This window comes from Paenibacillus sp. J23TS9 (assembly GCF_018403225.1).
Taxonomy (GTDB): Bacteria; Bacillota; Bacilli; order Paenibacillales; family Paenibacillaceae; genus Paenibacillus_AQ.
In genome coordinates this window covers 1-16,536 of record NZ_BOSG01000007.1, presented here as the reverse complement: position 1 = coordinate 16,536, position 16,536 = coordinate 1, and the positions used below count along the sequence as shown (strand labels likewise).

17 protein-coding genes are annotated in these 16,536 nt (G+C 49.3%); 15 read left to right on the top strand and 2 right to left on the bottom strand.

Going from position 1 to position 16,536, the window contains the following annotated elements; genetic code table 11:
• The first annotated feature begins 14 nt into the window (after nucleotides 1-14).
• Nucleotides 15-2,144 carry an O-antigen ligase family protein gene (locus KJS65_RS27515; RefSeq protein ID WP_213653023.1) on the top strand — a complete coding sequence of 710 codons (2,130 nt, stop codon included), beginning with the start codon at nucleotides 15-17 and terminating at the stop codon, nucleotides 2,142-2,144.
• 71 nt (nucleotides 2,145-2,215) lie between these two features.
• On the opposite strand, the gene KJS65_RS27510 is transcribed toward KJS65_RS27515, so the two are convergent.
• Complete coding sequence (locus KJS65_RS27510) at nucleotides 2,216-2,527, bottom strand: hypothetical protein (RefSeq protein ID WP_213653022.1); 312 nt, start codon at nucleotides 2,525-2,527, stop codon at nucleotides 2,216-2,218.
• Nucleotides 2,528-2,681: 154 nt separating this feature from the next.
• On the opposite strand from KJS65_RS27510, the gene uptA reads away from it, so the two are divergent.
• The 13 genes from uptA (at nucleotide 2,682) to KJS65_RS27445 (ending at nucleotide 14,588) form a co-directional block, all read left to right on the top strand.
• Nucleotides 2,682-3,296 carry an undecaprenyl phosphate transporter UptA gene (gene uptA / locus KJS65_RS27505; protein WP_213653021.1) on the top strand — a complete coding sequence of 205 codons (615 nt, stop codon included), beginning with the start codon at nucleotides 2,682-2,684 and terminating at the stop codon, nucleotides 3,294-3,296.
• Nucleotides 3,297-3,863 carry a thioredoxin family protein gene (locus KJS65_RS27500; RefSeq protein WP_213653020.1) on the top strand — a complete coding sequence of 189 codons (567 nt, stop codon included), beginning with the start codon at nucleotides 3,297-3,299 and terminating at the stop codon, nucleotides 3,861-3,863.
• A gap of 7 nt (nucleotides 3,864-3,870) precedes the next feature.
• Nucleotides 3,871-4,497, top strand: a complete 627-nt coding sequence (locus KJS65_RS27495) for an MBL fold metallo-hydrolase (protein WP_374706226.1) — start codon at nucleotides 3,871-3,873, stop codon at nucleotides 4,495-4,497.
• 340 nt (nucleotides 4,498-4,837) lie between these two features.
• Nucleotides 4,838-5,218: an ATPase gene (locus KJS65_RS27490; RefSeq protein ID WP_213653019.1), complete on the top strand. Its 381-nt coding sequence runs from the start codon at nucleotides 4,838-4,840 to the stop codon at nucleotides 5,216-5,218.
• A gap of 148 nt (nucleotides 5,219-5,366) precedes the next feature.
• A complete protein-coding gene (gene gatC, locus KJS65_RS27485; protein WP_213653018.1) occupies nucleotides 5,367-5,654 on the top strand; it encodes an Asp-tRNA(Asn)/Glu-tRNA(Gln) amidotransferase subunit GatC in 288 nt (95 codons plus the stop codon).
• Between the two features lie 30 nt (nucleotides 5,655-5,684).
• Nucleotides 5,685-7,142, top strand: coding sequence for an Asp-tRNA(Asn)/Glu-tRNA(Gln) amidotransferase subunit GatA (gene gatA, locus KJS65_RS27480; RefSeq protein WP_213653017.1), 1,458 nt, complete (start codon nucleotides 5,685-5,687; stop codon nucleotides 7,140-7,142).
• A gap of 30 nt (nucleotides 7,143-7,172) precedes the next feature.
• On the top strand, nucleotides 7,173-8,612 hold the full coding sequence (gene gatB, locus KJS65_RS27475) for an Asp-tRNA(Asn)/Glu-tRNA(Gln) amidotransferase subunit GatB (RefSeq protein ID WP_213653016.1): 1,440 nt from the start codon (nucleotides 7,173-7,175) through the stop codon (nucleotides 8,610-8,612).
• 117 nt (nucleotides 8,613-8,729) lie between these two features.
• Nucleotides 8,730-9,203 carry a GNAT family N-acetyltransferase gene (locus KJS65_RS27470; RefSeq protein WP_213653015.1) on the top strand — a complete coding sequence of 158 codons (474 nt, stop codon included), beginning with the start codon at nucleotides 8,730-8,732 and terminating at the stop codon, nucleotides 9,201-9,203.
• Between the two features lie 54 nt (nucleotides 9,204-9,257).
• Nucleotides 9,258-9,971, top strand: a complete 714-nt coding sequence (locus tag KJS65_RS27465) for an MgtC/SapB family protein (RefSeq protein WP_213653014.1) — start codon at nucleotides 9,258-9,260, stop codon at nucleotides 9,969-9,971.
• Between the two features lie 251 nt (nucleotides 9,972-10,222).
• A complete protein-coding gene (locus KJS65_RS27460) occupies nucleotides 10,223-10,852 on the top strand; it encodes a hypothetical protein (RefSeq protein ID WP_136608960.1) in 630 nt (209 codons plus the stop codon).
• Between the two features lie 45 nt (nucleotides 10,853-10,897).
• Complete coding sequence (locus tag KJS65_RS27455; RefSeq protein ID WP_136608959.1) at nucleotides 10,898-12,166, top strand: DUF4097 family beta strand repeat-containing protein; 1,269 nt, start codon at nucleotides 10,898-10,900, stop codon at nucleotides 12,164-12,166.
• Nucleotides 12,167-12,287: 121 nt separating this feature from the next.
• Nucleotides 12,288-12,713, top strand: a complete 426-nt coding sequence (locus KJS65_RS27450; protein ID WP_213653013.1) for a Fur family transcriptional regulator — start codon at nucleotides 12,288-12,290, stop codon at nucleotides 12,711-12,713.
• A gap of 162 nt (nucleotides 12,714-12,875) precedes the next feature.
• Nucleotides 12,876-14,588, top strand: coding sequence for a glycosyl hydrolase family 18 protein (locus KJS65_RS27445; protein ID WP_244864897.1), 1,713 nt, complete (start codon nucleotides 12,876-12,878; stop codon nucleotides 14,586-14,588).
• Between the two features lie 71 nt (nucleotides 14,589-14,659).
• Here the strand turns inward: KJS65_RS27445 and KJS65_RS27440 are convergent, their stop codons facing one another.
• Nucleotides 14,660-15,061, bottom strand: a complete 402-nt coding sequence (locus KJS65_RS27440) for a YgzB family protein (protein ID WP_213653012.1) — start codon at nucleotides 15,059-15,061, stop codon at nucleotides 14,660-14,662.
• 120 nt (nucleotides 15,062-15,181) lie between these two features.
• Here KJS65_RS27440 and KJS65_RS27435 point away from each other — a divergent pair, with 120 nt between their 5' ends.
• Nucleotides 15,182-16,060 (top strand): nucleotidyltransferase-like protein, encoded by an 879-nt coding sequence (locus KJS65_RS27435; RefSeq protein WP_213653011.1) that lies wholly within the window; start codon nucleotides 15,182-15,184, stop codon nucleotides 16,058-16,060.
• Nucleotides 16,061-16,536: the final 476 nt, after the last annotated feature.

The window sequence follows — 16,536 nt, the reverse complement described above, 5'->3', positions numbered from 1 at the left end:
ATAGGAGGCAGAGCGTGAAACGTTGGGTTCAGAGAATGGGAGAGGCCGCACTAATTGCTGTGCTACTGGTTTCTTGTCTGAAATCCGGCTTTTATTTTACGGTGGATATGTATCCGGTTTGGATCGGATACGGTCTGCTCTGCTTCCTTGCGGGTACCTTTGCTCTGATGCTGCGTGTTATTACACGATCAGAGAAAGGGGCGTTCCCGGAAGCTGCATTCTCTTTACCCGAGTTCATGCTGCTAGTTAGTCCGTTTTTGCTGATGACCGTCTATGCCATGCACTGGTTGCTGGGATCACTGTCCGTTCAGGGGAGTGTAAACCAGCTGCTCAGATGGGGGCTTTACGGTCTTTTTGCTGTATCTGCATTCGTCATTGCGCGGCGGCAAGGAGGTAGAGCTGTTTTGGCAGCGGCTTGGCATACGGCAGGAGGATTGCTGTGTGTCTCGGCGCTGCTGTCTGTCTATGGCATTCTTCAGCTGCCGTACGCTATTGCGCATACGGAAAACCCGGGAATCAGTGCCACGGGGGCAAGGCTCGCCGGTCTTCTCGAATACCCTAACACGTTTGGCATGCTGATGGCCGCTTTCCTGCTGGAGCGGCTATTTGCGCTGCCCGGATCATACCGGCATAAGGAACCGGCCGGAATGATCCGTTTGCTGCGGGGCGCGCTCCCGCTGCTCCCCTATGCCGCCGCGCTCCTCCTCAGCGAGTCGCGCGGCGCTTGGCTCGCGGCCGCTGTAGCCTTGGCCGCCGGCCTGGCCATGGAGCGCCGGCGCAGCCTTGCGCCGCTGCTCCTTGCGGCCGCGCCCTTAGCCGGCGCGGCGCTGCTGTACCGCCAGCTGGCATCCGCCATGCTGGCACCGCAGCCTTGGCCCGGCCTGCTCACGCTGGCCGGGGTGTGGGCCGGCAGCATGCTGGCCGGCCTGGGGCTTTACCGCCTCGCGCAAAGCGGCGTGGCGGCGGGTCTGCGCCGCCTCGCCTGGGCGGCAGGCTGTATCCTTGCGGCCGCAGGTGCGGCCGCGGTGTTTCTAGCGGCGCAGGAGCGCATCGTCAGAAACTTCAGCACGGTCTCCGCGCGGGGTGCCATATACCGCGACGCTTGGCGGCTGTTCTGGCACTCGCCCTGGTTTGGGCAGGGAGGAGAGACGTGGCGGCTTTCCTATCGCGCCGTGCAGTCGAACCCCTATGTTGGCAGCCAGGTGCACAGCGGCTATCTCGACATGCTGCTGAATACAGGTATCATTGGAACGGTATTTCTGTTTATGCTGCTTGGCGCGGCAGGGTGGCTGCTGTACCACAGCCGACGCGAGCTTCTGCCCGTGTTAGCTGTATTTGTCTTGCACAGTGCAGCGGATATTGACTGGAGCTTCGGCTTTGTCTGGCTTTTGATGTTTCTGCTTGTGGCATGGGGACATTCATTTAATGCAGCGGTACCTGATCAGACTTTACAAGTACAAACGGGCATGGAAGTGTCAGCTGAAAAACGCCATTTCGGCCTCTCCCGAATCATGAGTCCAGTTTCGCATAGACCGATCCTGCTGATTTTATTTTGGCTAGGTGTAAGCGGAGGAGGTGTGTTCCTTGCCCTGCGGGGAGAAGCAGGATATCGGCTGCATCAGGAGGCGCTCTATAAGCCATCGAAGGCAGAAGCTGTAATGCTTCTACAATCCTCACTCCAATGGAATCCGGCGGATGCCGGTACTGCGCTTGATTTGGCCCGGAGGTTGTCACCAAAGGCTGCTGAGGTGGTCCTGCAGCGCAGCCTGTCCTATACGCCGGGGCATCCCGGTTTGATCTTTGCGCTCGCGGACAATGCGGCCAAACGGGGGGATGCCCGCGCCGCAGCTTACTGGACTGAGGCGGGTTTCAGCCGGGACAAATACAATGCGGGCGAGCAGACGAAAAGCCTGGAGCGGCTGCTGAGGCTCGCAAAGAGCAAGCTTTCGGCCGGCAACGTGAAGGAAGCACGCAGAATCGTGCAGGCCGGGCTTGCGCTCTATAACGATTATGCCCACAGGGCCTCAGATCATCGCGGGGCGCTCTTACGCAATGACCGCGATTTCCGCATGACCCGCGAGGCGAAAGAGTGGGGCAGCCAGCTGGCACGCCTTGAACAATCGATCCCTGATCCAACCGAGTAAAGGCTGCTGTAGATATGGGGCTTTCGACTGCTCACCGGATGATATTTCATTCTGCGCCGCCCGAAAGATAATCACCCGCCGAAGGCTTCTCGAAAAGCCTTTCCCAAATGGGCTTCCTCAACCTTCCAAAGCTCGGCAAGCTCGGCGAGAACGGCTTTATCCCACCAATCGCAAAGCAGTTTTCGGTTGCTGCGGTTTTCATGGATCCAGATCAGATTTTCAATGACTTTCCGGTAGTAGAGCGTTTCTCCTTCGCGGACAGCCTCGTCAGGGATATAGACCTTTAGCCGTTTGACCGTACGGTAGAGCTCTTTATTGCAGGCTCTGCGTATGCCGCGGGCCGATGGCAGCGGGGCTTGTTTTTTCTGTGAAATCGGCGGCAATTGAACGACCTCCTTTATTCCACACCATATGCTTGAGGCTTCGATGAGGACACCCGCCCTGAGCAATTGGGCGCAAGTAGAAGTCATGTCCGCTCCTGTGCTAGAATAGATTTTGGATAGGAACGAAAAAGTACATACAGAAAGAGGGGCCAGGGTGCATTTTATATCGGATATCATCAGTCAATTGTTTCATTGGATTCAAAGTCTGGGTTATTTCGGAATCATGCTGGGCTTGATGATTGAAGTTATTCCCAGCGAAATTGTACTGGCTTATGGGGGATTCTTGGTATCCTCCGGGCATATCAACTTTTTTGGCGCCGTGTTGTTCGGAATCGTAGGCGGCGTAATTGCGCAGCTGTTCGTCTATTGGATTGGTCGCTACGGCGGCAGGCCTGTGCTTGAGAAATACGGAAAATACATTTTTATTCATAAGAAGCATATCGATTATGCGGAAGAGTGGTTTAACAAATACGGTACGGGCGTAATTTTCACTGCACGGTTTATTCCGGTAGTGCGTCATGCCATTTCTATCCCGGCTGGAATATCCAAGATGAACGTATGGCGGTTTATTATGCTTACGACACTCGCAATTATTCCTTGGTCCGTATTGTTTGTCTATCTTGGCTATATTCTGGGTGATCAATGGGAGCATGTGGATGAAAAGGCAGGACCCTATATCACTCCGATTTTACTCGTTGCGCTTGCGCTTTTAATTATTTATTTTGTAATCAAAATGGTGAAAGCAAAATCCAGAAAGGGGACGAAATAAATGGCAGTAAATTTGGCAGACAAGCTGGATACGGGGATTTCCCCGCAGCAGTTTATGAATGGAATGCAGAAGAACCAGGATGAGTTCAAGTCCGGGTATAAACAGTTTACATGGGAAAATGAAAGCGACCGCGAGTTTTTTGAAAGCTTAAAATTCAGAGACGATTTGCGCGTGCTGCTTCTGGCCGCTGACTGGTGCGGCGATGTGGTCCGTAATGTGCCGGTGGTATTCCACGCGCTGGAGACCGCGGAAATTCCAACCGAGGTGCTAATCCTTGAAGAAAACTTCGATGTGATGGACCAGTTCCTGACCATGGGTGGCCGCAGCGTTCCTGTGGTGATTTTTACGGATACAGGCGGCTATGTGCTTGGCAAGTGGGGGCCGCGTCCAGAGCATGTACAGCAGATTATGGTCCGGTTTAAGCAGGAGAATCCCGACCGTGAGGCTTCAGATTACCAGGAGAAGATGGCCGTATGCCGCAAGGAACTGATTGCAGCTTATGGGGAAGGAACCGATCATCATGCAGTTATCATCAAGGAACTGCGTGAACTGATTTCGGGATTTTGATCGGATTATGCTGAACATACAAACCTTCTGTCTTGGCCCGCTCCAGACGAATGCTTACCTGCTAACAGGAGAGGACCCTGGCCGTGCGGTGATTATTGATCCGGGGATGAATCCGGGTTCTCTAATCAAAAAAATACAGCCGCTTGAGATCGAAGCTATCCTGTTGACCCATGCCCATTTCGACCATATGGGGGGCGTGGATGAAATTCGGAAGCTGAAGAACTGTCCGGTTTATCTGCATGATCTAGAAGCGGATTGGCTTGAAAACCCGAAGCTGAACGGATCGCTGAATTGGCCGCAGGCTTCTCCTCCGCTCATGACAGCTCCTGCCGAGTACAGTCTCGATGAAGGGCAGAAGCTGGAGCTTATCGGGCATACCTTTACGGTATATCACACCCCTGGCCATTCGCCGGGTAGTGTCAGCTTCCTTTGTGGGGATGATCTTTTCTCGGGCGATGTCTTGTTTAAACTGGGCGTCGGCAGAACAGATCTCTACGGAGGAAGAGAGCGCGATCTGCTTGATTCTATTCAGAACAAGCTCTTTACTTTTAAGGATGAGGTCAAGGTATACCCGGGGCATGGTCCGAAGACCACAATCGGATATGAGCGTGTCCATAATCCTTATATTTCCTGATTGAATCTTCTGGACGAACTGTTTTCTCGACAGAAATCGGGAAAAAAGGATGGACAAGCGGTAACAGCCTTGATACAATAATGCTAATTTAAAGCTACACTTACTTTCGCGAAGCACGCAAGCTGTGGATGAATCCCGGTTTGCGTTCTTTTTATTCTGCCGCTTCACTTTGGTGTTTTCTTATTGGCGGCATATTCTGATTTTTCCGGATCTATCAAATTCTAGGTACCGGGATTATGGATTTGTGTCTTTTTGCTTAGTTTTCTATGTGTTTCCGTAGACAGGCCTATTTTTTTTTAGTAGACTATACAGACAATGACAGACATCTAGGAGGTTGACGATGCTGCAACTAGGGGAAAAGATTGTAATCGTCTCGGACGCCTTTGAGCAGAACCTTCCTATAGGGGAATACGGTTATCTGATTGCCTATGACCGGAATCCGGATAATGCGTTTGATTATGTGATCCGGATACCTAAGATTAACCGGAACTTTTTCGTGCCAGCGGATGATGTACAGCCGGAAGAGCTGCTCATTCAACATGAAGTGGAGATGACCACGCGGGAAGCGCTGATCGATTACGCCCTTGCGACATATAACGAGCAGCTGTTTCATCAAGTTATGAACGGTGAACTCGAGCAGGAAGAAGAAGAAGAGATCGCACCCGAGGTGCTTTCACAGGCGGAATTTATCAAGCAAGTTAATTTGCGAGCCTGGATTTAGAAGAGTCGGCCTAGTGCCGGCTCTTTTTTGTTATTGGTAAGCTTGCAGTCATGGATTGAATTGTCACAGGTTCTACAATATAATTAGAAACGTTATCCTGAGGCTTTAATCCTTTAAACATAAGAAGGAATAAGGAGGAATTAGAATTATGAGCATCACCAATAAAGACGTTCAGCATGTGGCCAAGCTTGCCCGGCTTAATTTGAGTTCGGATGAAGAGCAGATGTTTACCGAGCAGCTGAACGCTATTTTACAATATGCCGAAAAATTGAATGAACTTGATACGGATGGTATCGAACCGACAACCCATGTACTGCCTGTCAGCAATGTGATGCGTGAGGACGTGGAGCGCGAAAGTTTGCCGATCGAGAAGGTCATGGCGAACGCACCGGAAGAAGAAGACGGACAATTTAAAGTTCCGGCTGTACTTGAATAGAATGTTTCAAGATGAAAGGAGGAGCGGCAATTGAGCCTGTTAAATCAAAACTTGAAAGAGATACATAGCAAGCTCCATGATAAGGAGCTATCCGTACTGGAGCTTGTTGAAGACACATTTCGTGTTATTTCCGAGCGCGATGCCCGCGTCGGAGCTTATCTGACTCTGAATGAAGAGGGTGCGAGAAGTACTGCACGCCGTCTGGATGACAAGTTGTCAGCTGGTGAGCAGCGCGGATTGTTATTCGGACTTCCCGCCGCAATCAAGGACAACATCGTTACAGAGGGGATCCGTACAACCTGCGCCAGTCAATTCCTCTCCAATTTCAACCCGGTTTATGATGCTACCGTTGTGCACAAGCTCCGTGATGCGGATGCAGTAACCATCGGAAAGCTGAACATGGACGAATTTGCAATGGGTGGTTCCAATGAAAATTCAAGCTTTCATCCCGTGCATAATCCATGGGATCTCGAGCGTGTACCCGGCGGCTCCAGCGGCGGCTCCGCGGCTTCGGTAGCTGCAGGCGAGGCCTATTTCGCCCTTGGTTCGGATACCGGCGGTTCCATTCGCCAGCCAGCCTCTTACTGCGGTGTTGTGGGCTTAAAGCCAACCTACGGTCTAGTTTCCCGTTTCGGTCTGGTTGCTTTTGCTTCTTCGCTGGACCAAATCGGTCCGGTTACGAAAAATGTGGAGGATGCTGCCTATGTTCTGCAGGCGATTGCCGGCTATGATCATATGGATTCAACCTCTGCCAACGTGGAAATTCCGGATTATCTAAGCGCACTGAACGGAGATGTGAAAGGGCTGCGCGTCGCGGTTCCTAAGGAATATATGGGAGAAGGCGTAGATGCGGCTGTCAAAGAGAATGTACAAGCAGCCCTGAAAGTGCTGGAAGGCATGGGTGCTGTGATCGAAGAGGTATCACTGCCCAATACGGAATATGCGGTGGCCGCTTACTATCTGCTGGCTTCTTCTGAGGCATCCTCTAACCTCGCACGTTTTGACGGTGTGCGTTATGGCGTGCGTGCAGGACAGTCCGGAAACCTGCTGGATCTGTATCTCGAATCCCGCAGCCAGGGCTTTGGTCCTGAAGTGAAACGCCGGATTATGCTTGGCACTTACGCCCTAAGCTCCGGCTATTATGACGCTTTTTATTTGAAAGCTCAGAAGGCACGCACCTTGATCAAACGTGATTTCGATCAGGTGTTTGAAAAATATGATGTGATTATCGGACCAACGGCGCCAACAACGGCATTTAAGTTGGGAGCACAAGTGGATGATCCGCTGACCATGTATCTGAACGATATTTTGACTATTCCGGTAAGCCTTGCGGGTGTTCCGGCGATCAGCGTACCTTGTGGTTTTGCGGAAGGTCTTCCTGTCGGATTACAAATTATCGGCAAAGCCTTTGATGAAGCAACGGTGCTGCGCGTGGCTCAGGCCTTCGAACAGAACACCGAATATCATAAACAGCGGCCAAACCTGTAGAATCAGCTGGAAAAGGAGGGAATGTAAAACATGTCATCATCAAAATACGAAACTGTGATTGGACTCGAAGTCCACGTTGAACTGCGCACCCATTCCAAAATCTTTTGCGGCTGTTCAACCGAGTTCGGCGCTCCGCCAAATACTCACACCTGTCCAATTTGCCTGGGACATCCCGGTGTTTTGCCGGTGCTGAACAAGCAGGCCGTGGAATACGCGATCAAGGCGGCGATGGCAATAAACTGTGAAATTGCAGATGTCAGCAAATTTGACCGCAAAAACTATTTTTATCCCGATTCACCCAAAGCCTATCAAATCTCCCAGTTCGATCAGCCTATCGGGCAGAACGGCTGGATCGACATTGAAGTAGACGGCAAAACCAAGCGGATCGGTATTACCCGCCTCCATCTTGAGGAAGATGCTGGCAAGCTGACGCATATCGACGGAGGATATGCATCATTGGTGGACTTTAACCGTGTCGGAACGCCACTCGTGGAAATCGTCTCGGAGCCTGATATTTCTTCTCCGGAAGAAGCCCGTGCTTACTTGGAGAAGCTTCGCGCCATTATGCAGTACTGTGAAGTGTCGGATGTGAAAATGGAAGAGGGCTCCATGCGCTGCGATGCGAATATCAGTATCCGTCCCTATGAACAGAAGGAATTAGGCACACGCGCCGAGCTGAAAAACATGAACTCCTTCCGCGGGGTGCTGAAGGGCCTTGAGTATGAAGAATACCGGCAGGCTGAAATTCTGGATGACGGTGGTGTTGTCGTGCAGGAAACACGCCGCTGGGATGAATCGCAGGGAAAAACTCTTTCGATGCGCGGCAAGGAAGAAGCGCATGATTACCGCTATTTCCCGGACCCGGATCTGGTTAAGGTATACATTGATGAGGAATGGAAGAACCGCATCCGTGAGACGATACCCGAGCTGCCGGATGCCCGCAAAGAGCGCTACACCTCTGAATACGGTCTGCCAAGCTATGATGCGGAGGTTATTACTTCCTCGAAACCACTTGCGGATTTGTTCGAGGATAGTCTGAAATACACGAAAGATGCTAAAACCGTATCCAACTGGATGATGGGCGAGCTCCTCGGCTATCTAAACAGCAGCAACCTGGAACTCTCGGAAGCGAAGCTTACCGGGCAGGGACTGGGCGAGATGATTGGCCTTATTGAAAAGGGAACAATCAGCACGAAAATTGCCAAAACCGTCTTCAAGGAAATGCTCGAAAGCGGCAAGCTTCCGCAGCAAATTGTTGAGGAGAAGGGTTTGGTTCAAATCAGTGATGAGGGTGCGATTAAAGCGATCGTCGAGCAGGTGGTTGCTGCCAATCCGCAATCCGTAGAGGATTACAAAGCAGGTAAGCAAAAAGCCATCGGATTCCTGGTGGGCCAGGTGATGAAAGAGAGCAGAGGCAAAGCCAATCCGGCGATGGTTAACAAACTGCTGGAAGAAGTGCTCGCGCAGTAAGCAAGAGGAACGGGTCTTGGGGCTTGTCCACCGGACAGGCCCTTTTTATATGTGGTTATTTTGCGATTTATGGTCTTTTTCTGAATGACTGAGTATAGCTTGAAAAGGGGGAAGCCTATGATCACCAAGCTTTCATTGCAGGACGACGACATGGTGGATCAAATTTGGCGGTTGCAGCATATCGCCTACCGGTTGGAAGCCGAAAAAATCGGATTTTATGATATTCCTCCGCTGCTGGATACCCATGCGACGCTGAAAAACTGCGGGGAAAATTTTTATGGTTGTTTAACGGAGGATGGGGAACTCGTCGGAGCGGTCGCGACTCAAACGGAAGCACCGGGTTCACTGACACTGATGCGGATGATGGTTCATCCAGATCATTTCCGCAAGGGAATTGCCGGAAATCTAATTCGCCATGTGCTGGATGACCACGCCGACATTCCGCTGTTTATCGTGTCAACGGGTGCCAAGAATGAACCGGCAGTAGCCTTGTATCTAAAATTTGGATTTATACCTTTCGATACGTTTGAGGTCGCCCCGGGTGTTGAACTGACGACATTTCACAGGCAAGCGGAAAAATCCACTTCATAATGGAAGTAACCCTGCCTTAAGGCTGCAGATTGCATAATAGGGAGAGATATGCTTTTGGCGGATCCATGGTATATAGATAATGTGCATATTTTACTGCGACTGCTGCTGTCTGTTTTTCTGGGCGGACTCGTAGGCTTGGAGCGGGAACGCTCCAATCATGCAGCTGGACTCCGAACTCATATTTTGGTTTGTATGGGGTCGACTTTAATCATCATGCTGTCCATTTACGGTTTTTCTGAATTTGTGCATGAGGTTAACATTCGTATTGATCCCGCGAGATTGGCTTCGGCCGTCATTACGGGTGTCGGATTTTTGGGGGCCGGAACGATTTTGTTTACGGGGAAATCGATTACCGGACTGACAACTGCCGCTTCCGTGTGGGTCATTGCAGCCGTCGGACTCTCCATTGGCGCAGGCTTTTATTTCGCCTCCATCGCGGCGACATTTTTGATCCTGCTTACCCTCGTTGTATTCAACAAACTGGAGCAGCGTTATATTCGCGGCAGCAAGCTTCATCTAGTGACGATTTATGCGATCTCTGCTCCGGGACTGTTGGAATCCATATCCGGTTTGCTTGAGGGTGAAGACATCACCGTGAAAAGGGCCGTAGTCAATGAACGGAGCAATGCGGCGTATGGAGAGCTTCAGCCGCCTTCAACCACGATGGAGATATCATTGAATGTACTGAGTAAACGAGCCTTTGACCCGCTTACGCTGACCTCCCGTATCCGTAAGCTTGAAGGGATTTCCATGGTCTCAATCGATTAGTGTATATCCGAAAACTCCCGATAAATCGGGGGTTTTTTTGTTTGGAAAGGACGAACATCCAGATATTTACCTGTTATTGTCCACATCATATAGGGTACTATCTAAATAAAATGAACTAAAGAAAAGATAAAGCAACCCTTTTTAAAGAGATACAAGATGGGGGAAGTCGACAAATAAATTTTATTTAAGATTATATAAAAAGTAAGCGTAAGCCGATCGATTCATTTTTGAGAGGGAAAGGAGCTGGGAGGATGCACAGCGTCAAACGAACGGGCGGAACGGACAAAGCGGCAAAGAGTGATCACAACAAGCGCAGAGAGAAAGATGCTGAAGTCCGCACCCGGCGTCTGTTTTCCCGAAAAAGAAAATTCACTGCCGGATTATTGGCTGCCTTATGCCCGGGTCTGGGTCATATTTATCTTGGTTTATATCGTAAAGGCATTGCTTTTATTTTTACTTTGCTTCTGGATGCTTCGGCGCTCCTGTACTTCTCGTCCATCGGCATACAGATCAATGTACCTTTACTGATCTTGCTGGCTTTGGTTATTCCGGTGGCCTATTTTTATAATGTGTATGATGTGCTTCAAGCAGCAGATTATGTCATTTATCGCAGAGTAAAAACATCCAGTCAGACAGACATTGAAGAACCGGCTGCATACCGGAATCCTTTTACTGTAGAACGGAGCGCTTTTTTTGGAATTATGCTGATCATTGGCGGAGCAATGATGTTTGCTTTTTATCAAAAGCCTCGCTGGCTGCAGTTTTATATGGAACACTACGGTAAAATCACGGTTTCCATCGTATTGATTGCGGCAGGTCTCTGGGCAGGAACCCGTGAAATCTGGATTCTTTGGAGACAACGCCGTTCCGAAAAGATTTAAACAAGAGAGGGATGATCATATTCGCAAGGTGAACGGGGGGATATCATGAATCGCAAACGGAGAATGAGGGTGGGGAGGTTTACAGCCGTCCTGCTGCTTGTAGCAACAGGAGTGCTTCTTCTTGATGATGCGCTGCATGGTACCGAACATTTGCTGCTGCTGCTGAAATGGTGGCCGCTCATAGCTGTGCTTTGGGGATTGGAATCCGTGGTGCTTTATCTGGTGTCGCGGAAGCCGAAGGGGACGGGCCGTCGTTTCCAGCTCGATCTGCGCGGTATCCTGCTGGCTGTCGTTTTGTCGGCATCTGTGTTTATCGTGACCGAACAGAAGCACTATTTGCATCTATGGAATAAGGTGAGCTTGAATCTGACTGCAGCGGGTGTGGATTACGGCGAGCAGGAAGGAAACAGCGTTGCCAAGGATATGATTGCCTATCCGGTAACCATGGAGACCAAAAATATCAATGTGGACAACATTAATGGAGATATAATCGTGCAGCGCGGACCCGTGACGGATATCGGGGTACAGGCGGAAATCTGGGTCGATCAAATTACAGGCCCGGAGGCTGAAGTAATCGGAAGAGAGTCAGCCCTGGAAGTCAGCGGTGACAGTACGATTACGATTCAGACCAAAGGCAAGTCCTACGGGCAATCCGGAAAAAGACAGCCGAGGATGGAGCTGACGATCACGCTGCCGGAGGATCGGCGATTCGATCTATCCTTGCGGACCATGAATGGGAGTATCAGCCTGCAGCATGTGGACGCCATTAAGCAGATTTCAATGGAGACAGCGAGTGGTGAACTGAAGCTGGATCATGTATCCGGGGATATTAAAGGCAGTACGCTAAACGGAAAAGTCAGCGCCTTTAATGTCATAGGATCGATTGACCTCAACACGAACCAGGGAAATATGCAAGCTGTTGATATTTCAGATGCCGCCACACTCACAACCCAGGTGGGGAATCTATCCATCATCCGGGCGCTGGGGAAAATTGATGCCCGTACTAAAAACGGGAATATTTATGTGGATGAGATCCGTTCCGAACTCAAGGCAGAATCACTGAATGGCGGTATAACCGCACGTTCCAGCCTTGTAGCAGGCAACTGGGATATATATAGTGCGGTAGGTGAGTTGACAGTCAGCCTCCCTGAAACGGGAAGCTATAACCTGGACGGTACGATCAGCTATGGCGATATCCGCAACCAATTCCCGGAATTTACGGTGGATAAAAAGAATATAACGGGTACAATAGGTCTTGGAGAATACACGGTTCATATTGAAGGCAACAGTGATCTGAAAGTGAATAAGTATTGAATCGATATCTTTTCGAATTCCAAGTTTTTTCAAGAGGCGGCCTTTCGTTGACAAAGTTGAAACGATGAACGTAAAATAAAGTAATAAGAAATTTTGCTTAAATAATAAGGCGGTGGGTAAGATGGCTACGCGAGTCGAGCATGCATTGGAACAATTGAAAACGAGTGGTGTTCGGATTACGCCCCAGCGTCATGCGATACTGGCTTATCTCATGGATTCCATGAGTCATCCGACTGCGGATGAGATTTATCGTGCGCTCGAGCCTAAATTTCCGAGCATGAGTGTAGCAACTGTATATAATAATTTGAAGATGCTGATTGAAGCCGGAATGGTTCATGAGCTGACCTATGGAGATAATTCAAGCCGTTTTGATGCGAATGTGTCTGATCACTTTCATGTCATTTGTCAGAAATGCGGCAAGATCGAGGATTTCAGTTATCCTTCCCTGGAGGACGTGGAGCACACGGCTGAGAAGAGCACGGGCTTTCAGATTCAGGGGCTGCGCATGGAATTGTACGGGATTTGCAGCAGCTGCAAAGATAAGTAAAGCATCCGTTTCATGCGGTCTGTTTTGATAAAACGTGCGGATTCCTGTAATGGATTCCTCGCGTTTTTTTGCTTAAGAGTTAAGAATGCTGGAAACCCCATGAATTTGCATCCTAAATATCGCAAGGGAAAATGACACAATAAGATAACGGAGGATTTGCCTTTGACTAGAAGAAGACGCAGGCACCGTTCCACGGCGAAAAGGCGTTTTGCCATTGTGCTGGGATTGTGTTTGATCGTGGCCGGTGCATATATAACAGTAACCCAGGTTCTTCCGAATCCATTGCATGAGAAGCCGGAATGGAAGGGGCTGGACAAGCCCATTTTTGTAAAAGGAAAACTGCTTGACCAGTCTGCCGCCGGTTCCGGTGAACAGCTGAAGCTGCCGCTTCCTGTCCTTCAGGAGGCAGTAGATCCGAATATTCGTTATGAAAAGGGTACGCAGTCGCTGATTCTCACGACACCTGTGCAAGTCATGCATTTGCAGACAGGAGAGACCGAGGCCCGATTAAATAACAAGCAGGTGCAGCTGCGGTTTGCGCCAGAAGAGAAGAATAGCCTGCTGTATATGCCGGTTCAGCCGCTTAAGGAGCTATATGGCATAGCCGTTCACGAAGATTCGGATACAGGCGCTGTGCTGTTGATGAAAGCGGGAGATACCATACAAATGGGCAAGGTTAACGGGGCGACGGATTCAAAAACATCTCTGCGCAAAGGCCCGTCCAAGCATGAACCTATTTTGGCAGACATGCCTGGCGGCACATCCATTAGAGTCTGGGAAACCGATGAATCATGGTATTTTGTACAAATGGATAACGGATATGCCGGGTATGTACCAAAGTCTAAGGTAACGCTGGGCGAAAAGAAAACGGTGGATGCAGTACCGCAGCAGCCTACTCAGGCGGAACGCAGCTGGAAAGGCAAGCCGGTGAATCTGGCGTGGGAAGCTGTTTATCAGAAAAAGCCGGATCCTTCAGTGATCGATAAGCTATCCGGGGTAAACGTGGTTAGTCCTACATGGTTTAGCATCATTGATGGCGAGGGGAATGTTCGCAGCAATGCGGATACCGCCTATGTCACGAAAGCCCATGCCCGTGGGATGGAGGTATGGGGGCTTTTAAACAACAGCTTCGATCCTGACCTGACCACAAGCGCGATGGCTACCTATGAAACGAGATTAAATACGATTAACCAGACACTGCAGTTTGCGAAGATGTATCATTTGGATGGCATCAATTTGGATTTTGAAAATGTGAAAACCAAAGACGGCGAAAATGTATCGCAGTTTGTCCGTGAGCTGAAACCGCTCGCCCGGGCCGCCGGACTGATTGTATCAGTCGATGTTACCCCGAAGTCGGGCAGCGAAATGTGGTCCCGATTCTTGGACCGGCGCTCGCTTGGAGAAACGGCGGACTTTATAGTACTGATGGCATATGATGAGCATTGGGCAGCCAGCCCGAAAGCCGGATCCGTCTCATCCCTGCCTTGGTCGGAAGCAGCAGTCCGCAAGATACTGGAGGAAGATGCGGTTCCTTCCGAGAAGCTCATTTTGGCTGTGCCGCTGTATACCCGGATCTGGTCCGAGGAACTCAAGGACGGGAAAACGAAGGTTTCATCGAAGGCGGTTGGTATGAAAACCGTAAATGATATTCTTATTGAAAAGAAGCTGAAACCGAAGTATCTGGAGGATGTTAAACAAAACTATGTCGAGTATACCGAGAACGGGGTACTGAAGAAGATATGGATTGAAGATAAGACTTCTCTTAAGGAAAGAGTAAAGCTGGCGAAAGAGCTTAATTTGGGCGGTGTTGCCGCATGGACCCGCAGCTTTGGGACAGAAGAAGCTTGGAACGTGCTCAAAGATATTTCATCTTAATGCATACTGCACTCATACGGAACAAAAGAACCGGTCATCCTTTAAAGGGTGACCGGTTCTTTTGTGATTGCTTAGTGATGATGAGTTACCGACTGCGGAGCTTGCGTTTCCTGAAGCTTTTGGGCTTCCTCCAGTTCATCATCAGTAATGTTCGCCTGCTGAATATCTGTTGTCAGAATGGTTCGACAGAACATGCAGCGGTCTGTCTTCCCGAGCAATTTCGTCGGTTTATGACATTCCGGACATTCGATTGACTTAACGCTGGTGGAGAGCATTCCAGCCCAAAAATAAATACCGAGGCTGCCCATCATGGAGATAAGTCCAATGACGAGACCAATGGCTGCTACGATTTTTCCGGCTTGTCCCCAGAAGACAATTCCTGCCGTGCCGAGGACCATAAGTCCCATGCCAATCATCGTAAGCAGCAGCCCCCAAGTGCGGAAGGCATTGATTTTTGCTGTTTTAAAGATCATGGATTACTAGCTCCTATCATCAATTAGTTGTATTCGAAAAAGAAGGAACTTACATGGACATGTAGAAGTATATTATAACTGAATTGGCCGCTTTTCGCCAAGAAATGCATGGAGGGAGACATGGATTTGTCCAATTTGTCTTTTTTTTATGGAGAGTCGGTTGATGTCGATGCCATAGGTACTATTGTTTATCGTCAGGAAGCCCATAAATTTGATGGATCTTTGCTTCATGACTTCGATTTCATCGTTCTTGTCGTCCATGAAGAGCAGGAAGAGGAACTGACTGTAGAGCATACATTGATTGGCGATCTGCCTTGTCAGGTGCTTCATGTCACGACTGAATCGCTTCAACGCTGGCTTATTGCAGGTGAGAAGGGGGATTTGGTCCGCTGTTTTATGGAAGGTGAACTTGTCCAGGATCAAGGTGACAGACTGGCTATGCTGCGCCGGGAGTATATAGAATTTGAAACACCTCTTCGGGATCGTAAAATGCTGTACGAGTTTTCGCAGTTCCTTTGCATTTATGTTGAGGCCAAGCGCAACATGCAGTCCGGCTACGTCATTGATGCATATCAATGTGTTCTGGACTCGCTGAAACACTGGGCTAGAATTGAGCTTATTGAGCGTGGGGTCCTGCCTGATAAGGCCGTTTGGGAGCAAGTGAAAGAGCTGAATACAGCTATTCATAAGCTATACGAGGAATTGACCCAGAGTACGGAAACCATCCGGCAGCGTGTCGAACTAGTGCTGCTTGCTTGTGAATTCTCTGTGATGTCAAAAATGGCTGAATGCTCCGTCCTTCTGTTGCAAATATTGAGAAGCAGACCTAAACCATGGAGCATTGAAGAACTGATTCATCATCCAGAACTGATCATGGTGAGAAATGAACTGCCTCTGGTCATGCGCAAATTGGTCAACAGATCATTAGTGAAGGAAACCGCTGGGTGGTCAGAGCTTTCTGGTTATGGGAGTCAAGGAATACGATATACAGCTGGGTAGCTCCGTGTTATTTGCAGCATAAACAAAAGGGAAGGACACCTTCCCTTTTAATGTATAGATGCAGCATTTCAGGGTAACGTATAGAGGTTGCGTAAACTTTCAATTTAAGGTTGACTCTGTATTGTTTTATGTGTTAAATTATAACTCGCCCCATTAAACCTCAGATGTTTTCGAAACTGAGGATTCGACAAGCTCGAAAGTCGAGCTGAAAAAAAGATCGAAAAAAAGTGCTTGACGAAATGATGGTCAGCGTGATATATTATAAGAGTTGCTGCTGAGACAAAATGTTGAAGCGGAAACGAAAAAGAATTTGATCTTTGAAAACTGAACAACGAGTGAGATACAGACCTTGCTTGCAAGGTCGACCGCGAAGCAAATTGGTTCAAGCCTTCTGGCTGAATGATTTGTTGAGCAAAACAATGAGATTATATCTCGTCAGTTTCAAAATGAGCTATCAACTTTCTTGGAGAGTTTGA

What these genes read in the sequence shown, in the direction of transcription:
- KJS65_RS27490 (WP_213653019.1), top strand. Translation starts at nt 4,838, where the DNA reads ATGCTGCAACTAGGGGAAAAGATTGTAATCGTCTCGGACGCCTTTGAG.
- KJS65_RS27440 (WP_213653012.1), bottom strand. Translation starts at nt 15,061, where the DNA reads ATGATCTTTAAAACAGCAAAAATCAATGCCTTCCGCACTTGGGGGCTG.
- KJS65_RS27455 (WP_136608959.1), top strand. Translation starts at nt 10,898, where the DNA reads ATGAATCGCAAACGGAGAATGAGGGTGGGGAGGTTTACAGCCGTCCTG.
- gatB (WP_213653016.1), top strand. Translation starts at nt 7,173, where the DNA reads ATGTCATCATCAAAATACGAAACTGTGATTGGACTCGAAGTCCACGTT.
- KJS65_RS27435 (WP_213653011.1), top strand. Translation starts at nt 15,182, where the DNA reads ATGGATTTGTCCAATTTGTCTTTTTTTTATGGAGAGTCGGTTGATGTC.
- KJS65_RS27470 (WP_213653015.1), top strand. Translation starts at nt 8,730, where the DNA reads ATGATCACCAAGCTTTCATTGCAGGACGACGACATGGTGGATCAAATT.
- gatC (WP_213653018.1), top strand. Translation starts at nt 5,367, where the DNA reads ATGAGCATCACCAATAAAGACGTTCAGCATGTGGCCAAGCTTGCCCGG.
- KJS65_RS27460 (WP_136608960.1), top strand. Translation starts at nt 10,223, where the DNA reads ATGCACAGCGTCAAACGAACGGGCGGAACGGACAAAGCGGCAAAGAGT.
- KJS65_RS27495 (WP_374706226.1), top strand. Translation starts at nt 3,871, where the DNA reads ATGCTGAACATACAAACCTTCTGTCTTGGCCCGCTCCAGACGAATGCT.
- KJS65_RS27450 (WP_213653013.1), top strand. Translation starts at nt 12,288, where the DNA reads ATGGCTACGCGAGTCGAGCATGCATTGGAACAATTGAAAACGAGTGGT.
- KJS65_RS27500 (WP_213653020.1), top strand. Translation starts at nt 3,297, where the DNA reads ATGGCAGTAAATTTGGCAGACAAGCTGGATACGGGGATTTCCCCGCAG.